Here is a 24,646-nt window from a genome sequence, read left to right as displayed (position 1 = left end):
CGTATGATGAAATTAGGAATGCCGGAAAGTTATGCGATCTCATAAATTGCATACTACAGGGAAAAACTGCTTTTTTATCGGATTTGTGCAACAAAGCCCAATGTCACTAAAATATATACCTCTGGCTAAACCAACAACATCATGGTATATCTGGCCCGGAATTGAATATTTTTCTTTCCTCAACATGACTAAAGTGTGACTAAAGAAACAAGAAATATGCTCAGTTATACTAAAATTAAAGAACACAAAATAACATATAAGAACCTACTGTAAGTACTTAAAAATTAAGTGTATAAGTCATAAATGTTTTAATTTCAATATTTAACTAAATTATTGCTGTAATAGCTTCCCAAGCTAGGTATGGGGGTTCGATTCCCCTGGACAAAGATGTCCATAAAGTTCCGTCATATATGCCGTACTATGCCCAACCCACTTTGCAACTTCCCAAATAGATATTCCTGCCATTAAGCATTGACTGATAAAAGTATGCCTTAATGTATGTAAACCTATATCAGTTAATCCAACTTTTTCAACAAGTGCAATAAAGTCTCTGCTTGCTCTATCCTCATGAATAATCTTGCCATCTTTCTTGAAACAATATTCGTAACTATTCAGGTACTTTTTGATGTAAGGCATAAATAGCGAGTAAGTATTTTTAATAAATTTACTGGACTGAGGGAGAAAATTCCCTTAAGGTTTAAGTTTAAGTATGAAAGCCCTAACACCACAAGAGGCATTGAAGATATATCAGTCTGGCCCGGAAGCGGTTATAAAAATTCTCTGTGAATTAAGCGCTGCCGTTGAGCGTTTAGAGCATCGCGTAAGAGAACTTGAAAACCAATTAGCTCAAAATAGCCGTAACAGCAACAGACCGCCCAGCAGCGATGTTTTTCAGAAACATACCAGTTCAGAATCAAGACGCAAAAGAAAACCGGGAGGCCAGAAAGGACATCCAGGCCAAACGCTTAAGCCCGTTGAAAATCCCGATCATGTTACATGGCACAAAGTTGATAAACACTGCGACTGTGGATATCCTTTGAAAGATCAACCATGGCATGATTATGGTCGCCGTCAAGTCTTTGATATTCCTTCACTCAAAACCGAAGTACTCGATGAAACAGGCATGTCCCTCAGTGGCACCAATCATTGGTTACATTCTGCTAGCACGGAGGAGTTTACCTAGTATGAGCTTCATCAAAAACGTGGACGTCCCAAAAAAGGGAAAGCCAGATGTTTGGTGGAGCGATTCGATAACCATCGTCACAAGGTACTTGCCTTTCTGTATGATTTGCATGTACCTTTTGATAATAATCTTGCTGAACGTGATATCAGAATGGCTAAATTGAAACAGAAGATCTCAGGGACCTTTCGCAGCGAAGAAATGGCAGAGAGTTTTTGTCGAATCCGTAGTTTTATCTCCACGGTTCGCAAGCAAAGCAGAAATATTATGGAGGCCATTAAGACTCTCTATACTGATTCCCCATTAATCCCCATTCATGGGTAGCATTATCAAAGAACAATAATCCTCATACTAAAATTTACTCATTTTTATGCTACTTTTGTAAAAGTACCTGAGTAGTTACAAGGGTTATACCTCATACATAAAAAGTAAAACAGAAATGATTTTAAGTGATAATGAAGTCACAACGATTATAAATCAAATAGAAAAATATCGACTCACCGCTAATTCTAAAACAAGAAGAGAACATATTGAACATGTAAATACTATTAAAGAAAATAAAAAGGCTAAAGTTCCGGATATCCAACTTAAAAACCATTTTTCTTCTATTATTAAAAAACCTAAAAGGCAACATATTATAACGCACCAAGGTAATAATATAGGATACATTCCTTTGCCCGGCTTTGATGCTATAACAGCCAACCTTCCAAATAATTCTTCAAACAAATGTTCTATATGTGGTACCACGGTTACCCAATATATGCTTGAATATTGCCTTAATAATCCTCAAATCTTTAAAGACAAAATTTATTGCAATAAACACTTACCCTGAAGTATTATTAATTAATATAAATTGCCTTAATAAATTCTTTTAGTAATCATAATTTAGAGGTTAAAAATAAGATGCTAAAAGAAATTACAACTCGGAAAGAGAGGGTAACATGGAAAGAACAATCAGAGTCAGATTTTCGCATGGCGTAATTAAACCTTTGGAAAAAGTAGAATTTTCGGAAGGTGAAGAATTTACTGTTACTATTCATGAAATACATGAAAAGCCAAAAAAGAAATTTTTCCGCGACGCCTTAAAGGCTACTGCTGGAGGATGGAAAAATTTAGTAGATGCTGAAGAGTTAAAAAGAAATATTTATGCTGATCGCCTTATCAGCACAAGAACTGAGGTAAAGCTATGAAATATCTGATCGATACTGATTGGATAATCGATCACTTCCGGGGTGTTGAACTAATAACAAAGAAATTGGAAAACATAGCTCCTCAGGGAGTTGCTATAAGCATAATATCCTTAGCAGAAATTTATGAAGGTATTTTTACTTCCAAGGAGCCCGCTAAAAGTCAGCAATTGTTAGATGAATTTTTAGCTCCTGATCTAAAAGTATTAAGTATCAATGAGGACATTTGCAGAGCATTTGGCAGGGAGAGAACTAAACTAAGAAAGAAAAAACAACTGATTGGTGATCTGGATCTCTTGATTGCTTCTACAGCCCTGCATTATAATCTCACAATCTTAACTAATAACCTAAAACACTTCGAGAAGGTAGAGGGATTAAAAATTTCCTCGATCAAAGAATAAAGATTATAAAACAAAAAAATGAGGAATGAAATGAAAATATTGTCTGATAAAGCCAATTCCCTTTTACCCTTGCCCCTATATTAATATAACCACCGCTAGCTATTCCTTCGGGCACGGCTCTAAGGACTGGGCAAGGGGGTAGGGCAGACAATATTTACATTTCTCATTGATTAATTTAAAAAGCATAATGACTAAAATGTGACTAAAGAAACAAGAAATATGCTCAATTATACTAATACTAAGAATACAAAATAACATAGAAGAACTTACTGTAAGTACTTAAAAATTAACTGTATAAGTCATAAATGTTTTAATTTCAATATTTAACCAAATTATTGTTGTAATAGCTTCCCAAGCTAGGTATGTGGGTTCGATCCCCTTAAGGTGTATCCCATTGTCTAGACAATGGGATACACCTTATAAATCGGGGGAAATAATTATGTCTATTACAAGCGATAAAATAAGTTCTACTTTAACAACTTTACTCAATGAACTCAGGGACGAATGTTTGTTAACAATTAAACTCATTCATCAACTCGAACTTGAGCACTTAACAGATGGGCAAATTGAAGATGTTTTGGGAGAATTGACAGCGTCCGTCACTCATTTACAAGTACATTCTAAAATAGTAAAGGAAGAATTAAATAATAGGTAAATATCCTATTCATTCGATCCGTAACCTCTCTTGTCTCATCTGATACCTCCACTGCCTCATAATATATGTTTGATCTGTGGATACACTTCAATCCCTCACCTTCTTTCATCATCTATTTTATCAAAAATGACTCTTGGCTACTGGTTCGAAAAACTCATTCCATTATACTTTCCCAATAAAGATACGCATGCAATTACCTACCGGGAGTATGTTTTTACAAACATACAAGATATTACCTATATATTTACACAATAAACACTTAAAAATAATATCCTGTAATTATGTATGTATATGCATACATGAATTAAAACCTACCTCTCAAAATAACGAATACCATATAGGGAAACTAATAATCATAAGTAATTATTAATAAAAAGTTTACGCATTCTATTCGCCTCTATAAGAATTTCTCCGGATAACTCATTTTACAGGCATGTTGTTTGTTGTATACGAGATAAGTTTCTTAAATAATGATAAGGAGAGGTAAGGCGGTGGAAAAAATTGAAAAATCGATAGAGGTTAATGTACCGGTGCATCTGGTGTATAGCCAATGGACCGAGTTTGAAGCTTTTCCCCGTTTTATGGGAGGTGTGAAAGAAGTAAAAAAACTCGATGACAATCGGCTGCGCTGGCGTGCAGAGATTAGGGGTAAAGAAGTGGAATGGGATGCTCGAATTACCCGCCAGACTCCTGACGAAGTTATTGCATGGGTAAGTATTTCGGGTATACAAAACTGTGGCACTGTTACATTCAAGAGTACCGATCAGAACAAGACACGTATTACCTTGATTATGGAAATAGAATCCAAAGAAATCTCCGGAAATACTGAAGATTTCGTAAGGGTAGTGTCAGGCCAAATAGAAGGTGATATGAAGCACTTTAAGGAGTTTATCGAGGAACGCGGAGAGATTGGAACAGAGACAGAAAGCTAACGTGATGAAATTAAGGGTGGTCAAAAAAGAGAAAGTAATTTCAGGACTTTAAGATCTATCTATACGCGCTTTCGTTTATATATTTTTGCAAAATACCCGTGTTGAAGAGTTCTGTTTAGTCTATACGCTATCTTTCTTTTAGTCACTCGTGGAGGGCGGAAAGATGGGAAATTTTTCATCGGGGCTGTTTAGAAAGGAGATACAATATGCCAAGGACCATACTCTTAATTGTGCTTGTTTTACTACTTCTTGCGGTAATACCCGCCTGGCCTTACAGTGTGGGTTGGGGATATTACCCTAGCGGCGGTTTGGGTTTGATTCTTCTTATTGTAATTATTTTAGCAATACTAGGGTATTTTTAGTGTTAATTTTCTTTCATTGTGAAAATTTTCGTAGTCCCATAATCCAGGATGGATAGATTTCACCGGTCTATCATAAAGAGCGTATGAATAAGAACATGATGGAAAGGATAGGAAAATGGTTAATACTACCGATAATCCTTTTGCAAGTAGTACTGTTAAGTAAAATTCTCTTTGCTGAACAAGAAGGTACAAGAAAGCTGTCAAAGGATGAAGTTATCCAAAAAGTCCAAAAATTTCATGTGCCTTTTATAGCCAACAACGGGCAAATTGACGATAAGATAAAATTTTATGCCAATACCTTTTGTGGGACGGTATTTGTAACACAAGAAGGAGAGATAATTTATTCTCTGACAGAGGTAAAGGATCGTGCTGAGAAAAATAAAAATATGAGTAAGGTTACGGGGTCTCACAGGTCAATAGTAAGGAGAGGTGTATTTAAAGAAGAGATTATAAAAGGGAAGATGGATGAAATAAAAGGGGAAGGGAAAACGATAACCAGGGTTAGCTCCTTTAAGGGGAAAGACCCATCAAAATGGAAGACCAGTATATCAACGTATGAGTTGATAAATTTAGGGGAAGTGTATAAAGGAATAGATTTAAAATTAAGGGCTTATGCGAATAATGTCGAAAAGCTTTTTTATGTAAGGCCAGGCGCCAATCCAGAACAGATAAAAATACGATTGGATTATATACAGCCCCCTGAATACCCATTTGCTGAAGGTAACAGCATATACAGTTTATTCTGCGAATGGAGGATGGCCACAAAATCTCTTTTAGAAAACAAGATAAGGGGGTTCGCGGTAAATAAACACGGTGAACTTGAGACAGAATCAGGGACCGTTCTATTCACAAAACCTGTGGGGTATCAGGAGATCCATGGGAAACGGGTGGAGATTGCGGCTGAATATAGTATCCAAAAATCAGAATTTAGAAGTCAGAATCCAGAAGAAAAAATCTCTCAATTTATCTACGGTCTCAAAGTAGGAGATTATGACAGGACAAAGGAGCTTATAATAGATCCTCTCCTGGCATCTACTTTTTTGGGAGGCTCTTCTTTAGAGAGAATAAATTCTATCGCTGTAGATTCCGGGGGAAATATCTATATTGCCGGTGAAACCATTTCCCCGGATTTCCCATTGGCTCCGGGCATATTTGACTCCTCTCATAATGGTAGTTTTGATGTATTTGTATCAAAGGTAGATGGGGCATTAACAACCCTCCTTGCATCTACCTTTTTAGGAGGATCTGATGGTGATAGGGCTGATTTCCTTGTAATAGACCCAAACGGAAACATCTCCGTAAGCGGCTCAACTAATTCATCAAACTTTCCTGTAATCCCCGGCGCTTTTGATACTTCTTTTCATGGCAATAGTGACGTATTTGTATCGAAACTGGATGGAACGCTAACGAACCTCCTCGCATCGACTTATTTAGGAGGATCTGGCAGGGAAGTCTGTGATTCTCTTATGATTGATCAAGCCGGTAATGTTTATGTGGCTGGTTCGACTAGTTCGTTAGACTTCCCAATAACCCCTGAAGTTTTCGATACATCTTTTAGTGGCGGGGGTGATGTGTTTATTTCGAAATTAAACGGGACATTAACCAATCTTCTTGCATCAACCTATTTAGGAGGATCTGCCCTGTTCTCCGAAGAACTCAGTTCGACAGCTATAGATGCAGCCGGAAATATTTATGTAACTGGCGCAACCGGATCTTCAGATTTTCCAACAACTCCCGGCGCTTTTGATACTTCTTATAATGGTAATTTTGATGTATTTGTATCAAGATTAAATGGAGAATTGACAACCCTCCTTTCATCTACTTTTTTAGGAGGATTCGAGGCTGATAGCGCCAGTTCTCTATCGATAAACTCAGAGGGTAATATTTATGTGACAGGGCTTACTTCATCATTTGATTTTCCGGTGACTTCAGGAGCTTTCGATGGTTCTTTTAATGGCGGTGTTAACGATGTATTTGTATCGAAACTGGATGGAACGTTAACGATCCTCCTTGCATCGACCTATTTAGGCGGGTCCGACAGTGATAGTAGTGATTCTCTTGTGGTAGATTTGCAGGGTAATGTGTATGTGACAGGTTCGACTGCATCGTTAAATTTTCCAACAACACTGCGTGCCTTTGATACCTCTCATAATGGTTTCTTCGACATTTTTATTTCAAAGATGGACAGAACGTTAACAAATCTGCTTACGTCGACTTATTTGGGAGGATCCAGTGGTGATGGCGCTGATGCTTTCGTCATAGACTCAAATGGAAATCTCTATGTAGCTGGCTCTACAGGATCGTCAGATTTTCCAATAACCAGTGGTTCTTTTGATACTTCTTTTAATGGTGTTGCCGATGCTTTTATATCAAAACTTAATAGTGACCTATCTGCTTTAATTACCTTTAATTATTTCTATAGCAAAGCTAAGATGAAACTAGGTCCTCAGGCTAATGATGATAATTTTGATATGTGGTCTACTTTTGTCCTCGGCGATACCAGCGACGGGATTGACCCTCTTTCAGATGATATATACCTTCAAGTAGGAACTTTATCCATCTCCATCCCGTCAGGTTCTTTTAAAAACAATAAGAATAAACACTTCAAGCTCAAGAGAATTATAAATGGTGTAGCTTTGCATTTGACAATCGTGCCGTCTTTGAATAAAAAAAGTTTTGAATTTAAGGCAGAAGTGAAACATGCGAATCTGACCGGGACGACAGATCCGATTAAAATGCAATTTACCATTGGCAATGATGGCGGCAGTACTATTGTTGCCGCCGAACCTCATAAGTTAATAACAACCGACACGAGGCATATTCCCTGAGGGCGTATACTCTCCATTGACGAGAGGCTGTCCTCATTATCATTGAGAGAGTGTCTTTTCCAAAGCAATCTATACATAACGACATACATTCGCAACGCTCTATCGTTCCGGGTTTGGCCTGGAATCCATGGTTTTTTTGGATTAACGTGAGAAATGCATGCATAGTGCAGCATCAATGGTATGCGGCTAGTTTTATGGCGCCAGCTAGCCGCAGAGGATTGATGGAGTTTACATGGGCAGTAATAGAAATTCTGCCTTATTATCATTCCGTATATATGAAAGGAGTAATGGATTATGGAAAAAATCGAAAAATCGATTGAGGTGAATGTTCCTGTACACACAGCTTACAACCAATGGACGCAATTTGAGGAATTTCCCCGTTTTATGGAGGGCGTAAAAGAGGTAAAGCAGCTCGATGCCAAACGGCTTCATTGGAAAGCTGAGATTTTGGGTAAAGAGGTAGAATGGGATGCCCATATTACTGAACAGACGCCGGACCGTCAGATTTCCTGGGAAAGCACTTCGGGCGCGGTTAACAGAGGCACTGTTCTGTTTAAAAGCTCTGAGCCGAACAAGACACGTATCACGCTGGATATAGAATATGAACCCAGAGGCGCAACTGAAAAGCTAGGCGATATCGTGGGCGCCCTCTCAAGTAAGGTCGAAGGTGATTTAGAGAGATTTAAGGATTTCATTGAGCAGCGTGGGTCCGAGACGGGAAGCTGGCGTGGAGAGATCAAAGATAGAAAAGTTTAGAAGAGAGAGATAATTCTTGAAAATGCCTGATGAATCCCGGGCGATATACGAATCGTTCTTAGGGAAGCGTCCGGTAGTTACAAGAATACATGGCAAAGATAAAAAATTAAATCCCCCTTAATCCTCGCTTATGAAAGGAGGATTTGGGGGGTTGATTATCGTTTACGGGCATTTACCTAAAATTGTGTTTACGATAAATCTCAATGATGAATAAAAACTATTCTGGAGGATCATACAGGAAATACTCATGAAGGTCTATCGGGAAAGAAAAGATATTGTTACAATTCGTGGAAATCCTGTTACTCTTGTTGGTTCGGAACTTAAGCCTGGAGATAAAGCGCCTGATTTTACGGTTCTGGATGGAGATTTAAAGGAAATCAGATTAAGGGATTTTGCCGGAAGAATAAAGGTTATCAGTGTTACCGCTTCCCTTGATACACCTATTTGTTATATGCAGACAAGGAAGTTTAATCAGGAAGCTGCCCAATTATCCGATACTGCTGTTATGCTAACAATAACCATGGATCTTCCCTTTGCAATTTCACTATTCTGCATGACAGCAGGTGTTGATAAGATTAAAACCCTTTCTGACCATAAGTACGCCTCGTTTGGAAATGCTTACGGTGTTTTGATCAAGGAATTAAGGCTCCTTGCCCATTCTGTCTTTGTTATCGATGAGGATGATACGGTAAGATATATAGAAATTATTCCCGAATTAACCCATTACTATACCTATGATAAAGCCTTTCACTATGTTAAGAAGCTTGCTTAATATCCAGGTGCAGGGATATTATGTACGGTCCAATTTTATGAAAGAATACCTTTTCATTCCTATTGTTACCCTTTTTATTTTTCTCTTCTCCAGCGATTTATCTGCTCAAGTGCATGTTGAAGCAGCCTTTCCCTATCTCAGCTTTATTAATCCTACCGATATTCAAAACTCTGGTGATGGGACAAACCGTTTATTTGTCCTTGAACAACAGGGAATTATCTCTGTATTTCAAAACAGTTCCCGTACGAGAGAAAAACAGATTTTTTTGGATATTCGTGATCGGGTGAATGACCGTGGTGCTGAGGAAGGATTATTAGGCCTGGCATTTCACCCGGATTTTAAGAATAATGGATTTTTTTATGTAAATTATACCGCTTCCAACCCCCGACGTACTGTTATTGCAAGATACAGCGTTCATCAGACAACTCCAAACGCCGTTTTGAAAGACAGCGAACTCATCATCATGCAATTTTCCCAACCTTTTAGTAATCATAATGGCGGGCAAATTACTTTTGGTCCAGATGGATTTCTCTACATCGCAACGGGTGATGGTGGTTCTGGCGGTGATCCTTTCGGGAACGGGCAGAGTCTGAAGACACTTCTCGGAAAAATTTTAAGAATAGATGTGGATAATCCTTCGGAGGGAAGGAATTATGGAATCCCCGCCGATAATCCTTTCGTAGGGAACAATTCCGGATTCCAGGAGGAAATTTATGCCTATGGATTGCGTAATCCATGGCGATTTAGCTTCGATCCGGAAACGCAATGGCTCTGGGCTGCAGATGTTGGTCAGTATCATTTTGAGGAAGTGGATATTATCGGGAAAGGGAAAAATTATGGATGGAACATTATGGAAGGACTCCATTGCTTCAAGCCACCTTCCGGATGTGATACTACAGGCTTAGAACTTCCGGTTTGGGAGTACAACCATGATGTTGGCGCCTCTATAACCGGTGGATACGTCTACCGGGGTTCTCTGGTTCCTGAACTCATTGGCGCTTATATCTATAGTGACTTTATGTCTGGAAGGATTTGGTCTTTGAGATATGATGGCTCCAGTTTGCCCATCAATACTGAATTACTAACCACGAGTTTAAACATATCCTCATTCGGAATTGATGAGAAAAATGAGCTCTATATGCTATCCTTTGATGGTAAAATTTATTGCTTTAAGTCAACAATAGAATAGAATAAAATGATAAGCAATTTTACTTTAAAGGCTCTTAAAACGAAAAAGAGGAAAATATGGGAAATACCGTATATAGAATTTTTTTCTGTAAAGTAGCATTACTCTCCTGCTTGTTAAGTACTGCCTATGGAAGCATAATTCATGTGCCACAAGATTACTCCACGATTAAAAATGCTGTAGGTAATGCAGTGCCTGGTGATGTTATTCTTATAGCTCCGGGAACTTACCTTGAAAATAAAATAAGTATTAATAAGAGGCTTACCATCGCCTCCTGGTATTATACCACCGGGGATGAACAATATATAAGTCAAACGGTTATCGATGGTGGAGGCGCTAACGTATTTACAACAATCCGTAGCCAGGGAATAAACGTGGAGATTAGCGGTTTAAAATTTATAAACTCTTATAAACCAATTATCATACATGATTTGGTTGCTATAAAGCGCAATATATTTTTTGGTAGTAAAGGTGACACCATTAGTTTTGAAGCATCCGGCTACGGCTATGTCGGTTATAATACGATTGAACAAAGTGGTGACGATGGGATCGATATTGACGGGAGGAAGGGGGGATATTACACGATTGAATACAATACAATCCGAAATTGCAGGGATGACGGCATTGAAATCCGTTTAAGCGAATATGCCGGTCCCGCAATAAAATACACGATTAACAACAATACTTTTTTCGGAAACCGTGAGGATGGTATTCAATTAATTGATTATGATGATGTATCAAACAGAGGCTTTTCTAATAGAGTCTTTTCTATCTCTCATAATGTATTTGCAAATAATGCAATGGCTGGCTTAGGATGTATGGCCAATAGGGATAGCGGAGAAAACTATGCAGGATCATCCATGAAAGAGCGGGTATATTTCTACAATAATACCGTTGTGGGGAATATAGTTGGTATTACGGGTGGGGATAATATGATTGCTCTTAATAATATTATTGCTAACAATACAAATGTAGGCATAAAAGGAGTTAAAGCGGATTCCGTTGTAGGCTACAGTATTTTCTATCAGAATGGGACGCATATTCAAAACAGTGTTACCAGTGAACCTCTCTTACTCGATATGGAGCCGAAATATGATGCCAATTATCGCCTTTTAGATGGAAGCCCGTGCATCGATAGAGGTACAATCCGTTTTGAATGGAATTCTGAAGTTGTTTTGGACTTATCTTCCCCCTCACCCAATGGATCGGTACCTGACCTGGGAGCCTATGAACATTAAAATCCTGATGATGTATATCACACGCACCATTACCATCAATGAGAGTGAAATCCAATGTGAGTTTATTCGTGCTTCAGGACCCGGCGGCCAGAATGTCAATAAGGTTGCCACGGCTGTGCAACTCCGGTTTGATGCAGGCAATTCACCTTCGCTGCCTGATGATGTTCGTAATCGTCTTATTCATCTGGCTGGCAAGAGAATTACTGAAGGCGGCGTACTTATTATCAATGCCCGGAGGTTCCGTACTCAGGAAAAAAACCGTCAGGATGCAATTGACCGGTTTGTTGAGTTAATCCGCAGGGCAGCAGAAAGACCAAAACTCCGTGGTAAGACAAAGCCGACATCTGCATCGAAGAGGCGCAGGTTAGATACGAAACGCCGTCGCGGCGAGGTCAAACGGATACGAAGGTCTGCTCCTTATTCTGAAGGCTAGTACACTGTCAACTTAATTTATCATAATAGGCTCTCTCGTATGTGTCATTGCGAGGGTATTGTCCGAAGCAATCCCTGGACATTTCACAAGAGATTGCTTCGGACAATACCCTCGCAATGACACAGCCCCATGCAGTTGAACCGATACAAATCGTATTATCATGAATTCTATTGACCGTGTACGAGAGACGCCTCCGGCGAGACATTTCTTCATGGTATTCTAAAGATGTGGGTAAAGATAAGTTAGAAAGGGGGACGAGGAATTTTCCCCCTTTTTTAAAGGGGGATCAAGGGGGATTACTTCTTCTTCTTTATCTTGTTCCGGGCTTTTGCTTACTCGCAACGCCATGAAAAGATAACCTCTTTAGGCAGCTTCCAGGTCGGGTTGGCTCCTTATTTTAAGCAATTGCAAAACATCAACTATATAAGACCGCAGACGAGAGGTGTAAGCTATGAGTATGTATAAATTGGGTACAGCTTTTATAACGGGAGCTTCCAGTGGGATTGGCGCTGCCTTTGCCCATCAATTGGCAAAGAAAAAGAAAAATCTTATTCTCGTTGATAAGCAAAAAGAGCGATTAGCAGCCCTGGCCGCTACCCTGCAACACCATTACTCCATTACTGTTGAAATCCTGACTGCTGATTTATCCAATCCTGTTGATATTGAGCGCGTTGAAAACCGTATTGCCGAAATTGAAGTTTTAGATACCCTCATTAATAATGCAGGTTTCGGTACATCAGGTAATTTTGTTGAGATTGGTTTGGCGAAACAGATTGATATGATACATGTTCATGTTATAGCAAGTGTACGTTTCTGCAGAGCCGCTTTACCAGGAATGGTGATGCGCCGTAATGGTTCTATTATTAATGTTTCTTCAATTGGCGCCTTTAAACCTATTCCGGGGAGTGTCACTTACTCAGCTACCAAGGCTTATCTCATTACCTTTTCAGAGGCCTTACAAACCGAATTAACAGGTACCGGTGTCAGGGTTCAGGCCTTGTGCCCGGGTTTTACGAATACCGACTTTCACAGCACGACAGAGTTTGTTAACTTTAATCGTTCCCGAATCCCTAAAGTATTCTGGATGTCGGCAGAAGAAGTTGCATCAAAGTCTCTGAAGGCCTTGAGGAAAAATCAAGCGGTATATATTCCGGGATTGAAAAATCGTTTACTCGTAATCCTGGCTCGTATAACGAATAGGTTTCCCCTCGTATTGACATGGATTAGAAAAAATCTCAGTAATATTGCCAGATCACATAAAGAATGATAGGCAACTCATCTACCACTCTATGCTAAGAATCTGTTTGAAAGTCTCCTTTAAGGTATATTTTTCAATGATTTTTATAGATTTTTGTTTAAGCTTTTACATTCATGAATGTACCAGTAAAGAATCAGGTATAAGAAACATGATACTTTGCCTGCCATATCATCGGTAAACACGTTGCGATACATGAAGTACATACTTACGGAGACTGGTTTGATAAGAATGGGAGGAAAGGCTATGGATAATTCTTTTTTACCGGTGTGGCTGCAGTCAGGACTTTGGGGATTAGTCGCCGGATCGGCGTTGCTAATTGGCGCTGCAATCGGTTATTTCGCTCATGTCTCACAGCGTATAATTGCTGCTATTATGGCTTTTGGCAGTGGAGTCTTAATTTCAGCCCTATCATTCGAGCTGATGGATGAGGCATATAAGCAAGGAGGTTTTGTACCGACAGCGATTGGTTTTTTCGGTGGGGCGTCTCTCTTTACTACTGCAAATGTATACTTATCTCATAAAGGCGCTAAGCATCGTAAAAGATCTACGAAACAGCCCTCAGAGGAAAAGAATTCCGGTAGTGGTCTTACTATCGCTATTGGCTCATTACTGGACGGTATTCCGGAATCTATTGCGATTGGTATTAGTATGATACAGGGCGGAGTTATCAGTATTGTGATGCTTGCTGCCGTCTTTCTTTCAAACCTTCCCGAGGGACTCTCCAGCTCTGCAGGGATGAAATATGCCGGACGGCCTGCACGGTATGTTTTTGGTGTTTGGGCAAGTATTGCAATTGCCTGTGGTATCTCGGCCCTTATCGGTTACGCAGTCTTTAGTCATTTTTCAAGTGGTGTTGTTGCTATAACAATTGCAACTGCTGCTGGCGCTATTTTGGCTATGATAGCTGATACTATGATTCCAGAAGCATTCGAACAAACCCATAATCTTACAGGTCTTATTACCGTTGGCGGGTTTCTTATCGCTTTTTTCCTTAGCAAACTTATTTCATAGCTCTCTTATCGTTATTCGAAAATGTTTACCGTAGTGACAAACCTGAACGATCTGGTTAAGGTATTCATTGTGCGCGGTATTGTTTTTCTCGAGGAACAAAAGATTCCGTATCTGATAGAACGAGATACCTATGATTACTCTGCAATACATATTTTAGGAGAAGAAAACGGAGAACCTTTTGCGTCAGGCCGTATACGTGCATGTGACGGATATGCAAAACTAGAACGTGTTGCAATACGGAAGGCATACCGGAGAAAAAATTTTGGGCATAGATTAACAGAATTTATGATATCAGTTGCCAGGGAACAAGGCTTCAGGAAATTTAAGGTACATGCCCAGGCCTATCTTACGGGCTTTTATCGAAAACATGGATTCGTGATTGTTGGAGATGTCTTCAAAGAAGCTACTATTGATCACTATGTGATGATCCGTGATGATTCGGGTCAACAAAAATGAGTATCTCCTAGCGCCCTCCCAGTACTTCTTTTATTAAAAGTGTTAAGTCAAGAATGGCGCGTTCGCCTTCGCCTGCAAAGGCTGAACCATGCATGGTTGCGAGCATTTTGGGCTTCAGAGCAGCCATTTCCCGGAGTAACTGTTCCGTCTTTGTGGTATACGGTATTGCGCCCATCAGTGGTCCTGTTTGGGATTTAATCAGGGCATTCCGTACCCGATCAATTATATCGGACCCTGTCACGGCCTCAACATTTCCAGTCTGAAGGAATAAATCTGAACAGAATAGTATTTGGTTCGTTTCTTCAAATAACATGCCTGCATCCCATCCGTGTGGCAAGTGCGGTGTTGGCAGGAAACGAAAACGGTATTTTCCTGTGCTTACTATTTCGTCCTTTGCCATTCCGCGGGGAGGCCGATCTGCGTAGTCGCCCAGGTTTACCAGTGAGCCTACCGTGCTGCAGAATGCCTGTGCCGACGGCGCTACTTTGAGCCATTCATTAAGAGAACCGCATTCATCTGCCTCAAAATGACTGAAACCGACCCATCGGATCTGCGACGGGTTAATAATTTTTGATAGTGTTTCATGTATGGCTGGAAACATACGCCTCATGCCAGTATGATAGAGTAAAGGTTCATCATCTTTAACAATGAACTGGTTGAATTGCAGGTTGAACTCTGGTGTGTAAATTGAGATGCAATATATATCCGGCGCAATTTCGGTTGTCTTGATCATTTTTTCCTCTTTCGTTTCATGATAAAATGCAGGGCAAACCTTCAGGTTTGCACTTTTGCAAGGCTAAAGCCTTGCCCTACATCGACTCTATGTTTTCATGGGTAGGGGCAGGTTTGAAACCTGCCCCTACTATAGTGCAAAATAGTTTCTGGCGCAACAGGAATAAAATGTAGCGAATTGGATTGGGTTTTCATCCGTTTCCAGGTATTATAATAACTTTTTTTATATAAGCGGTTTTCAGGGTGGCACTGACAAACTTTGTTTGTCAGTATGTTATATTCCCTACCCACGTGGGTCTTGAACCAAGCACGGACAAACCATCCCTGTTCAAGACATACAGGGACATGGTTTGTCCGTGTTGTGAGTTGAGAAAAGATTGCTTCGGGAAAAACCCCCTCGCAATGACAAATACTCTAGAGCCTCTTATGGTAAATTATCTTGATTGTATAGGAATTTTCATTTTATGTAAGCGGTTTTCAGGGTGGCACGGACAAACTCCGTTTGTCCGTGTTGCCGTCTTTAACTTGACTATCGCTTAAGGTATGCGACACTTTTCCCGGGAGATATTTGTATGTTTTATACGACCATTATATTAGCTTCAGAACTGGTTAACCACATTACCAATCCGGATTGGGTCATTATTGATTGCCGTTTCTCATTGGATAATCCTGAGCGTGGCCGTAAGGATTACGTCCAGTCCCATATTCCCGGCGCAATCTATGCTCATCTGAATGAGGACTTATCAGGTGAGATTATTCCGGGTAAAACAGGCCGTCATCCATTACCAAACATAAAAACATTCGTTCAAACTTTATCAAAGTGGGGGATAGATTCCGATGTCCAGGTGATAGCATATGATGACAAAGGCGGCTCAATAGCAGCACGGCTATGGTGGATGCTAAGCTGGGTAGGTCATAATAATGCCGCGGTCTTAAACGGAGGTTGGCAACAGTGGATAAAGAATAATTATCCGGTAAAAAGTGGTGTAGAGGATAGAAAGTTTAGCACTTTTGCCCCTCGACTTCGGAATGAACTCCTCTTTGATGCCAACGATGTCTTACGTATATTGAATAATCCTGGTTTTCGCTTACTGGACTCCCGGAGTGCTGACCGCTACCGGGGCGAACATGAAACAGTTGATCCGATAGCTGGTCATATTCCCGGTGCAATATCTGCCCCGTTTGCTGATAATCTGAATCCGGAAGGTATGTTTCTTTCAAGGGAAGAGTTAAAAGCCCGCTTTCAAACCCTCCTGGGTAATGTGCCATTTGAACGTGCCGTTTTTTATTGTGGTTCCGGTGTTACGGCATCTCACAATCTTCTTGCTTTAGCTTATGCTGGTTTGGGAGATGCCCGTTTGTATGCCGGTTCATGGAGCGATTGGATTACAGATCCTAACCGTCCGGTTTCTAAAGGTTCAAAATAAGGTATCAAACCTGAATAATAAAAGGTTCATTCTCTTTATCGTGCATTATCATAAGACCAAAATGGGGAGGTAATAAGCATGAGATTTCTTGTAACGGCAAAGGCATTTGATACAATTACCCGCGAGGATGAGGTATTGCGTGTCCGGCAAGTGTTTGGAGAAAAAGTCCGGCAGATATGTACATCTGGTAACATGATAGAAGGCGGTGTCTTTGTTGATGCGCGCGGCTGCTTTTTTCTTCTTGATGTAGACACTGCTACAAAGTTGTATGAATTATTGTCTCCGCTTCACGACTTTTGCAAAATCGAGATCCATCCAATAGATACTTTTGAATTTCTGGAAAAACTTTTCAAAAAGCTCGCGCCTAAGTAATCTCATTCTTCACAGCACAAAGCTCATAGCAAAGAATTGGTTGTATCGAATGCTTGTGAAAAGTTGTTTATTCTGTGCCTTTTGATGCTTCTTCATATATGATATGTTCAATGTTGGTGCGGATAATCTTGTATGGTTGGGCACCAGTAAGCACAATCGCCTGCTCCAATGGCTGATCTAACCGGCTGATGAGGATTGTTGGCACTGCAGTAATTCTCAAATCCCGGGCGAGTTTTTCATCTTTCAGAATATGCTCTGTATATTGGTTTGTCTCCAGAGCTTTACGGAGTTCATCACGGTCTAATCCTACCGATGTTCCAATAGTAAGCAGAACGTTTATATCGCTCAAATCTGATCCATCTTCAAAAAAGGCACGGAAGATTTCGTGGTTCATAGCCTCAAAGTGTGTTTTCGTACGGGCAAACTTTGCCGCTTCCAGTGCTTTGCGGCTCCGGGGTTGTACAGGCGGAAGCCGTAGCGCCATGCCCCGCATCTGAGCCATAGGATAGACGGCGCGTTCCCAGGTAGTTCTAAGATATTCACCCTGGGGATCAAGGGTAGGAACAGGATCGGGCCTGAGTTCAAAAGCCCGCCATTCCTGATGGATCGTATCGGCGTACTCTTTTTTAATCTGATTTAAGATAGGTTCCTCAAGATAACAGAAGGGACACACATAATCGCTCCAGATGTTAAGGTTGATTTGATGTTTGTTTTCCATATTTTTTCCTCCAAAATCAATTCATACGTTGCATTCCTATTTCTCCAATAAATAGTAAATATGCTCTCTTGTCAAGAAGGATATAATTATTGAGGGGTGGTAAAATTAAATAGCAAACCACCCATAATCCCCCTTAGTCCCCCTTTAAAAAAGGAGGAAATAATGATGAATGCTTTAGAAAAGGGGGAAATATTTGATTTAGAAAAAGGGGAAAAGTTTGATATGTTTGATCAGACAAACTTTTCTCAAGAAAAAATCCTTCCATCTTTCCCCCCTTTTCTAAATGTATCTTTCTTTCCTCCCTTTTTTAAAGGGGGGTAGGGGGGATTAGAGGGAAACATGGACACACATTGCTCTTTCTCCAGGGGGATAGCATCCTTTTCCATGGAACACTATTCTTCGCTTGATGCATATGCCGCTTAACCCACCCTACTCATTATAGAATTACCGGTAGGGTGGATTAAACGAAGTGAATCCACCATTGCATCTGAATGATATAACATTCCATACAATTCTTTGCCATGTCACACATTCCTCTGTTACACCCCTGTGTCATGTTACACATTGCTTTCCATAGTGATTATCAAATACTTTATGTCTTCCGAATTTGGGTTACAACGTGAGCCTTATAATCTTTCCCTGCATATGGAGCACCTTTTACCGGTATTTATGAAAATATACATTGCATAAACTCCTTACTTATTAACAGCTTACATCATTTTTTATCTTCTTTAGGGTATGCTAAAATTATCTCGTTTTTTGTAAAACAAAAGAGTATGAAAAACTTCTCATAAGATTTCCAAATTTTTTCCTGTTTCTATCCATTTGGAACACATTTTTCTTATGGATAGGGAATAGTATTGTACCTATGTATCGATAGTATACAGTATTTCAAAAATGTTTAGTAATTTACTTCTTGGTATTATGTTATGAGGTTTACATGCGACAATTGAAAATACACGCCTTTATTTTTCTTCCCTTTATGCTTGCTTTTGTTTCACAGTATAAGCTTTTGGTGGTTGCCCGAAACAAAATACGAAAATTGAGCAGGAAGAATTTAATCCCCTGTATCACTCCTGCCTCCACTTCCGAACAGGCAAATGCCGGTGGGAATCCGGAAAATAATACGAATACATGGATTTCTACCTTTGCAGAGCTTTCCCCATACATGATACGGGGAACGACATTTGGTAATTCAATCCAATTTTGATTTTGAGCAACTATAGTTCTTGGACAAAGTATCAGAAACCTTTTCACTGAATCCATGCCGTATTTGCCAGTCTGTAATCAGGTAAAAATTTGAATACCTACACATATTTCAGGGAAAAACAATGTGTTTCAAGGAGAAATTAATAGCAAGAGAAAGACGTGCGCTGTGCGGTATTTGCCCTGCAGGATGTTGGATTGTTGTTACCTATAACGAAGAAGGAAGAATTGATAAAGTGCGGCCTGACGAGAGCTCAGGTCTCGGTATTATCTGTAAACTGGGTGAATATTCTGCTGATATTGTGTACTCGAAGGACAGACTTCTCTATCCGATGCGTCGGAAAGGGCCTAAGGGTACGTATGAATTTGAGAAGATATCATGGGATCAGGCCTACGATACTATCATAGAAAAGTTGAACAGGATTAAGGCAGATTTTGGTCCTGAAGCCGCTGCACTTTATACTGGCCGTGGAAGTTTTGAGCTATCCATGTGTGATATTTATCAACCGAAAGGAGTTGCTGTCTCATCAGCTTCCAGTGTATTGTTTCCTTTTGGTTCGCCAAATACCATGGGCGTAGGGTCACTCTGTTATGTTTCTTTTGCAATGATAGCTCCTCATATAACCATGGGCGGCATGCTTATCAATATGTTCTCGGATATAGAAAATGCCGGGCTTATTATTGTCTGGGGCGCAAATCCGGCTACTGATTGCCCTCCTCTGGATCTTAAGAGAATACTGAATGCACGGGAACGTGGTGCAGAGGTAATCATAATCGATCCTCGCCGTACTATGACAGCAAAGTTAACAAATGCCGAGTGGGTTCCTGTTCGTTCAGGAACTGACGGAGCGCTTGCCCTTGGTATGTGTAATGTCCTTATAAAAGAAGAGCGGTACGATGAGGTATTTGTAAGAGACTGGACAAGAGGATTTGATGAATTTTCACGGTACGTGCAACACTTTAGTCCTGAGGTTGTAGAAGATATTACGGGTGTTCCGGCTGAAAAGATTCAATCGCTTGCCAGACGTATCTCTGAAGCGCATGGTGCATCACCTGTTATGTACAGTGGTCTTGAGTACAACGATAGCGGAGTGCAAGCCATACGCGCTACTCATGTGCTGTGGGCGCTTGCCGGACAGCTCGATGTTCCGGGTGGGCGTTGTTTTTCCATGAGGGAGAATCAATTTCCCCTGAACCGGGATGGCCATATTCCAAATCCTGATCTGCACAAGACAATAGGACGCAATCAGTTTCCTGTCTATAGCCTGTATCGTTCAGAATCTCATCCCATGTCCCTTCCTGATGCGGTTATACGGGGAAAGCCCTATCCGGTTCGTTCCCTCATTATCCTCGGCGCTTCTCTTATAACCGCCTGGCCGCAGCCAAAGGTCTGGAGGGAGACCTTGCATGCCCTGGATTTCCTTGTCTGTATAGACCGTCAGCTTACTGCGGATGCTGCCTATGCAGATATCGTGCTTCCCGGTACGACTCTGTATGAAATAGAATCATATATGATATACGGCCCCGTCTTTCGGATACGGGAAAAGGTTGTTGAGCCGGTGGGAGAGGCCAGGAATGACTTTTTTATCATGGCAGAACTTGCACGCCGTTTAGGCTATGGGTATCTGTATCCTCAAAACGAGGAAGAACTTCTCCGTCATGTTTTAAAAGCGTCAGGATTTACCCTGGAAGATGTACGTGCTAACGGTGGCACAGTACAGGTTCCCACCGTAATGATGCAATACAAAAAATGGGAGAAAGGACTATTGCGGTCCGACGGGAGACCAGGATTTGATACCCCTACAGGGAAATTTGAAATAGCATCCACCATACTTGAAGAGCATGGCTATGATGCGTTACCTGTCTACACGGAACCCCGGGAAGGTCCCCGCTCCCAACCAGAAACGAACAAAAAGTTTCCCCTTATTTTTAATTCAGGATCAAGGGTAACTACGGATTTTCGTTCACAGCACCATGCGATTCCAGGTTTGTATAAGGAACGACCGGAACCGACAGTTACCATAAATACTCATGATGCAAGGGAGCGCGATATTAAGGGTGGTGACCGTGTTACTGTCCAAACAGTACGTGGACAGGTCCCTATGAGGGCGCTTGTTACCGATGATATCATACAGGGTACCATAGATGCAAATATGGGTGGTGGCGGCCCTTTGGGACCAAAGGCGTGGCAGGAGTGTAATATCAATGAGTTGACAGATCTTAAGCGTTACGATCCTATCTCAGGATTTCCTGTTTATAAAGCGCTTTTGTGTGATGTAAGAAAAATCTCTGAGCAGAAGGAATCCGTCAGGATAGATTCAGGCGAGTATGGACCACCATACGCCGAACTTGCCGCGTCTGCAGAAGAGATAAAAGAGAAGAGAAGACGCATTTATTTTGATCATAATGCCACAACACCGCTTGATTCAGAGGTGTTTGAAGTAATGATGAGATCTATGGGAGATTGTTACGGAAACCCTTCAAGCATCTATAAAGAAGGAAAAGACGCTTCTTGTATCCTGGAAGCATCCCGCAGAAGCATTGCACAATTGATTAACTGTACAGCCCGGCGCATTCTCTTTACCGGTAGCGGCTCAGAGGCGAATAACCTGGTGTTAAAAGGTGTTGCATTTTGGAATATAAAAAGGAAGAAAAACCATATCATAACGACACAGATAGAACATCCATCGGTGCTTGCGACGTGTGAGTGGCTGGAGAAAAATGGTATGAGGGTGACCTATCTTACCGTAGACCGTGCGGGAATGGTTAACCCTGAAGATTTGGCTCATGCAATTACTGATAAAACCTGTCTCGTAAGCATAATGACCGCAAACAACGAAACCGGAACAATACAGCCCGTTAAGGAATTTACGCGTATAGCGAGGGAACACGGGGCTTTATTTCATACCGATTGTGTTCAGGGAATAGGAAAGATCCCGATTGATGTGGAAACCCTTGAGGTTGATTTTTTATCGATGTCAGGCCATAAAATACATGGTCCGAAAGGCGCCGGTGCACTCTATATACGAAACGGGGCAAACCTTGAACCCCTTATTCATGGCGGGAAGCAGGAATATGGATTACGGGCAGGGACTGAAAATTTACCAGGAATTGCAGGGTTTGGCAAAGCAGCAGAAATTGCTCTGAAAAATCTTGCACAGATGGATGCGGTAAGAAACATGCGTGACAGACTCGAAGACGGAATAAGGGAACTACTTCCTGGAGTGACATTAAACGGGCATAGAACTGAGAGACTTCCGAATACCCTGAATATAATCTTGCCCGGCATGCGTGGGGAATCAATTGTGCTGACTCTTGACCAAAACGGTGTATCCATTTCTTCAGGCTCTGCTTGTCGCTCCGGTTCTCCTAAACCATCGCATGTTCTTATTGCGATGGGATTGTCTGAAGAAGAGGCGCATTGTTCTGTCAGGTTTTCTCTTGGTGTTGAAAATAGCGGGAAAGAGGTTGAGGCGACTCTCTTTCTTCTCAGGAAAGTAATTCGTGATTCGAAAAACATTGTTCGTTTTATTCCATGCCGTTAAGGAGAGACAACCAGGAGGGGTTATCGCCATATACATCTAATCCTCCTTAGTCCCCCTTTAGAAAAGAGGGAAATGATGGATGCTTTAGAAAGGGGAGAAATGTGTGAGTGATTGAGAAAAGGGGGAAATCCCTCGTTCCCTCCTTTATGAAAGATTGACTTCTTTTTCCCCCTTTTCTAAAGGGGAGTTAGGGGGGATTAGAAGGAGACAGGGACACACGTTGCTTTTTCTCCAGGGGGATACCTCCTTTTCCATGGAACACTATTCTTAGCTTGATTGTAGAGGGATTTTCATTGTATGTAAGCGGTTTTCAGGGTGGCATGGACTGTACAGACGCATAATAATGCGTCTCTACAGTCCGTGTTGTGTTTAATGTGTCATTTGCGAGGGTATTGTCCGAAGCAATCTCTTGATGCATAGGAATTTCAATGTTTGTTGTAGGGGCGAAGCATTTGCTGAGATTACATTTGAATGCAGCCTATATTCTGGATAGCAAATGCTTCGCCCTACGTGTGACCGCAAACAAAGTTGCCGAAGTCCTAATTTGATGCATATGGGGGTTACCGATGCCTTTGCTTATATTGAAAGATGCAGACGGTAATAATGTTAAAAGCCTATCGGAAAACGGTATAAGGAAAAATTGTTATTATGAAGAGTAATAGTTGTGTGAGAGAGGAGATTTTATCTATGTATAGCGCTTCCAGTATTGATCGTATTGAAGTGAAAAATTGTATGAGTGATACGTATAGTAACGATTTAAAGAACGATGTTTTAAAGGGATTAACAGCCACGCAAAAATATATTCCAAGTAAATATTTTTATGATACCTACGGCTCTCGTCTCTTTGAAGAGATTAGTCTTTTGCCAGAATATTATGTAACACATACAGAGTTATCGATTCTACAGGATACTGCTTCCGCAATAATAGAAAATTTTCCGGAAGGGGATCTTATTGAACTTGGTTCCGGCGCAAATGTAAAGATCAAAACCCTCCTTGATATAGCATACAAATCATACCTGGCTGATATCCGTTACGTATCGGTTGATGTAAGTGAAGCGTTACTCGTTAAGGCCTTAAAGGAATTAGTAACTATATATCCTGACTTACGGGTGTTAGGCATCGTTGCTGATTTCACAAAACATATGAAGGAAATTCCGTTGGATCGCAACAAGGTATTCATTTTTTTTGGAAGCACTATTGGCAATTTTACGGAAAAAGAGAGCATTGTTTTTTTAAAAAATATTGCTCGCTTCATGGGACCTAATGATCGATTCCTTTTAGGTTTGGACATGGTAAAGCCCAAAGAGATATTAGAACTTGCATATAATGATCCTCCCGGTATTACCTCTAAATTTAATAAAAATATTCTCAGTGTGGTAAACAGAGAACTCGATGCAAATTTTCATAGAGATCATTTCGATCATGTTGCCTTTTTTAATGGGGGAAAGAATCAGATCGAAATGCATTTGCGGGCAAATCGTACAGTCTCGGTAAAGATAAAAAAATTAGATTTAACGGTTGAAATAGAAAAAGATGAAACAATCCGTACAGAAATATCACGGAAATTCAGAAGGGAAAGCGCTGAAAAAATGGTTGATGAGGCAGGTTTAAGGATTAACCGGTGGTTTTCCGATCCGCAGGGATGGTTTTCCCTGGTTGAACTAAAGAAATCAACCTCCTATCTATGGAAAGAACACCTGAGAACACAAATTGCACAGAGAAAAGCGAAAAGGGTAAAAGGTTGAAATGTTGAAAAGCGATAGGGGCGAGGATGCATGCGCAAAATCCTGTAAAGATATATTGGCTTTGCCCGTATCCATACCACATAAATACCACAATGTATGCAATTACCTATTGAACGTATGTTTTTACAGCCATATAGAAGATATCATAAGAATTTATTATTATGATATTTAAGATTGAATCCAATGTCTTTGTATGAGTATGCATGCAAAGAATGATAGTCGGTTTTTCGTAAGAGTAAGGATAA

Annotated in this window: 25 protein-coding genes and 1 pseudogene; 23 read left to right on the top strand and 3 right to left on the bottom strand. The window is 40.6% G+C overall.

Annotated features, from left to right (window positions below):
- Nucleotides 1–354 precede the first annotated feature (354 nt).
- A complete protein-coding gene (locus tag FBQ94_RS15545) occupies nucleotides 355–636 on the bottom strand; it encodes a tyrosine-type recombinase/integrase (RefSeq protein ID WP_285442245.1) in 282 nt (93 codons plus the stop codon).
- 73 nt (nucleotides 637–709) lie between these two features.
- Here FBQ94_RS15545 and FBQ94_RS15540 point away from each other — a divergent pair.
- The 17 genes and pseudogenes from FBQ94_RS15540 to FBQ94_RS15460 all read left to right on the top strand — a co-directional run bounded on the left by FBQ94_RS15540 (nucleotide 710) and on the right by FBQ94_RS15460 (nucleotide 14,655).
- A pseudogene (locus FBQ94_RS15540) lies at nucleotides 710–1,504 on the top strand (IS66 family transposase).
- A gap of 115 nt (nucleotides 1,505–1,619) precedes the next feature.
- A complete protein-coding gene (locus tag FBQ94_RS15535) occupies nucleotides 1,620–2,012 on the top strand; it encodes a hypothetical protein (RefSeq protein WP_007221305.1) in 393 nt (130 codons plus the stop codon).
- A gap of 109 nt (nucleotides 2,013–2,121) precedes the next feature.
- Entirely contained in the window at nucleotides 2,122–2,370 is a 249-nt protein-coding gene (locus tag FBQ94_RS15530) for an antitoxin family protein (RefSeq protein WP_007221306.1), read from the top strand.
- Entirely contained in the window at nucleotides 2,367–2,768 is a 402-nt protein-coding gene (locus tag FBQ94_RS15525) for a type II toxin-antitoxin system VapC family toxin (protein ID WP_007221307.1), read from the top strand. The genes FBQ94_RS15530 and FBQ94_RS15525 overlap by 4 nt, the downstream gene beginning before the upstream one ends.
- A 439-nt stretch (nucleotides 2,769–3,207) precedes the next feature.
- The gene (locus FBQ94_RS15520; RefSeq protein WP_083849235.1) at nucleotides 3,208–3,423 is read left to right on the top strand and encodes a hypothetical protein; all 216 of its coding nucleotides are present in this window, start codon (nucleotides 3,208–3,210) and stop codon (nucleotides 3,421–3,423) included.
- Between the two features lie 491 nt (nucleotides 3,424–3,914).
- The gene (locus FBQ94_RS15515; protein ID WP_007221308.1) at nucleotides 3,915–4,355 is read left to right on the top strand and encodes an SRPBCC family protein; all 441 of its coding nucleotides are present in this window, start codon (nucleotides 3,915–3,917) and stop codon (nucleotides 4,353–4,355) included.
- A 206-nt stretch (nucleotides 4,356–4,561) separates the two neighbouring features.
- Nucleotides 4,562–4,717 carry a DUF3309 family protein gene (locus FBQ94_RS15510; protein WP_083849236.1) on the top strand — a complete coding sequence of 52 codons (156 nt, stop codon included), beginning with the start codon at nucleotides 4,562–4,564 and terminating at the stop codon, nucleotides 4,715–4,717.
- 83 nt (nucleotides 4,718–4,800) lie between these two features.
- The gene (locus FBQ94_RS15505; protein WP_083849238.1) at nucleotides 4,801–7,545 is read left to right on the top strand and encodes a DUF7948 domain-containing protein; all 2,745 of its coding nucleotides are present in this window, start codon (nucleotides 4,801–4,803) and stop codon (nucleotides 7,543–7,545) included.
- 50 nt (nucleotides 7,546–7,595) lie between these two features.
- Nucleotides 7,596–7,865, top strand: coding sequence for a hypothetical protein (locus tag FBQ94_RS15500; protein WP_040543625.1), 270 nt, complete (start codon nucleotides 7,596–7,598; stop codon nucleotides 7,863–7,865).
- Complete coding sequence (locus tag FBQ94_RS15495; protein WP_007221310.1) at nucleotides 7,840–8,301, top strand: SRPBCC family protein; 462 nt, start codon at nucleotides 7,840–7,842, stop codon at nucleotides 8,299–8,301. Before FBQ94_RS15500 ends, FBQ94_RS15495 begins: the two co-directional genes overlap by 26 nt.
- A gap of 247 nt (nucleotides 8,302–8,548) precedes the next feature.
- Entirely contained in the window at nucleotides 8,549–9,073 is a 525-nt protein-coding gene (tpx, locus tag FBQ94_RS15490; protein WP_007221311.1) for a thiol peroxidase, read from the top strand.
- Nucleotides 9,054–10,262 (top strand): PQQ-dependent sugar dehydrogenase, encoded by a 1,209-nt coding sequence (locus tag FBQ94_RS15485; RefSeq protein WP_285442244.1) that lies wholly within the window; start codon nucleotides 9,054–9,056, stop codon nucleotides 10,260–10,262. Before tpx ends, FBQ94_RS15485 begins: the two co-directional genes overlap by 20 nt.
- Before the next feature lie 56 nt (nucleotides 10,263–10,318).
- The gene (locus FBQ94_RS15480; RefSeq protein ID WP_040543627.1) at nucleotides 10,319–11,497 is read left to right on the top strand and encodes a right-handed parallel beta-helix repeat-containing protein; all 1,179 of its coding nucleotides are present in this window, start codon (nucleotides 10,319–10,321) and stop codon (nucleotides 11,495–11,497) included.
- 7 nt (nucleotides 11,498–11,504) lie between these two features.
- Nucleotides 11,505–11,930, top strand: a complete 426-nt coding sequence (gene arfB, locus FBQ94_RS15475; protein ID WP_007221314.1) for an alternative ribosome rescue aminoacyl-tRNA hydrolase ArfB — start codon at nucleotides 11,505–11,507, stop codon at nucleotides 11,928–11,930.
- Nucleotides 11,931–12,381: 451 nt separating this feature from the next.
- Nucleotides 12,382–13,197: an SDR family NAD(P)-dependent oxidoreductase gene (locus tag FBQ94_RS15470; protein WP_285442242.1), complete on the top strand. Its 816-nt coding sequence runs from the start codon at nucleotides 12,382–12,384 to the stop codon at nucleotides 13,195–13,197.
- 234 nt (nucleotides 13,198–13,431) lie between these two features.
- Nucleotides 13,432–14,199: a ZIP family metal transporter gene (locus FBQ94_RS15465; protein ID WP_007221316.1), complete on the top strand. Its 768-nt coding sequence runs from the start codon at nucleotides 13,432–13,434 to the stop codon at nucleotides 14,197–14,199.
- Between the two features lie 21 nt (nucleotides 14,200–14,220).
- A complete protein-coding gene (locus FBQ94_RS15460; protein WP_007221317.1) occupies nucleotides 14,221–14,655 on the top strand; it encodes a GNAT family N-acetyltransferase in 435 nt (144 codons plus the stop codon).
- 7 nt (nucleotides 14,656–14,662) lie between these two features.
- Here the strand turns inward: FBQ94_RS15460 and FBQ94_RS15455 are convergent, their stop codons facing one another.
- A complete protein-coding gene (locus FBQ94_RS15455; RefSeq protein ID WP_007221318.1) occupies nucleotides 14,663–15,388 on the bottom strand; it encodes an MBL fold metallo-hydrolase in 726 nt (241 codons plus the stop codon).
- Between the two features lie 571 nt (nucleotides 15,389–15,959).
- Here FBQ94_RS15455 and FBQ94_RS15450 point away from each other — a divergent pair.
- Together FBQ94_RS15450 and FBQ94_RS15445 are read left to right on the top strand one after the other, a co-directional pair.
- A complete protein-coding gene (locus tag FBQ94_RS15450) occupies nucleotides 15,960–16,814 on the top strand; it encodes a sulfurtransferase (protein ID WP_007221319.1) in 855 nt (284 codons plus the stop codon).
- A gap of 78 nt (nucleotides 16,815–16,892) precedes the next feature.
- Complete coding sequence (locus tag FBQ94_RS15445) at nucleotides 16,893–17,186, top strand: DUF3303 domain-containing protein (RefSeq protein WP_007221320.1); 294 nt, start codon at nucleotides 16,893–16,895, stop codon at nucleotides 17,184–17,186.
- 67 nt (nucleotides 17,187–17,253) lie between these two features.
- Here FBQ94_RS15445 and FBQ94_RS15440 read toward each other — a convergent pair whose 3' ends face one another.
- Entirely contained in the window at nucleotides 17,254–17,904 is a 651-nt protein-coding gene (locus FBQ94_RS15440) for a DsbA family oxidoreductase (RefSeq protein WP_007221321.1), read from the bottom strand.
- A gap of 165 nt (nucleotides 17,905–18,069) precedes the next feature.
- Between FBQ94_RS15440 and FBQ94_RS15435 the strand changes: the two genes are divergently transcribed.
- The 4 genes from FBQ94_RS15435 (at nucleotide 18,070) to egtD (ending at nucleotide 24,401) form a co-directional block, all read left to right on the top strand.
- The gene (locus tag FBQ94_RS15435; protein WP_285442241.1) at nucleotides 18,070–18,225 is read left to right on the top strand and encodes a hypothetical protein; all 156 of its coding nucleotides are present in this window, start codon (nucleotides 18,070–18,072) and stop codon (nucleotides 18,223–18,225) included.
- A gap of 619 nt (nucleotides 18,226–18,844) precedes the next feature.
- On the top strand, nucleotides 18,845–19,114 hold the full coding sequence (locus FBQ94_RS15430; protein WP_007221323.1) for a hypothetical protein: 270 nt from the start codon (nucleotides 18,845–18,847) through the stop codon (nucleotides 19,112–19,114).
- A 121-nt stretch (nucleotides 19,115–19,235) separates the two neighbouring features.
- Nucleotides 19,236–22,655: an IscS subfamily cysteine desulfurase gene (locus FBQ94_RS15425; protein ID WP_007221324.1), complete on the top strand. Its 3,420-nt coding sequence runs from the start codon at nucleotides 19,236–19,238 to the stop codon at nucleotides 22,653–22,655.
- A gap of 648 nt (nucleotides 22,656–23,303) precedes the next feature.
- On the top strand, nucleotides 23,304–24,401 hold the full coding sequence (egtD, locus tag FBQ94_RS15420; RefSeq protein ID WP_083849241.1) for an L-histidine N(alpha)-methyltransferase: 1,098 nt from the start codon (nucleotides 23,304–23,306) through the stop codon (nucleotides 24,399–24,401).
- The last annotated feature ends 245 nt before the right edge of the window (nucleotides 24,402–24,646 follow it).

Source organism: Candidatus Jettenia sp. AMX1, assembly GCF_030263775.1.
Taxonomy (GTDB): Bacteria; Planctomycetota; Brocadiia; order Brocadiales; family Brocadiaceae; genus Jettenia; species Jettenia caeni.
The sequence above is the reverse complement of the archived record's forward strand: the minus strand, read 5'-3'. Positions and strand labels throughout refer to the sequence as shown.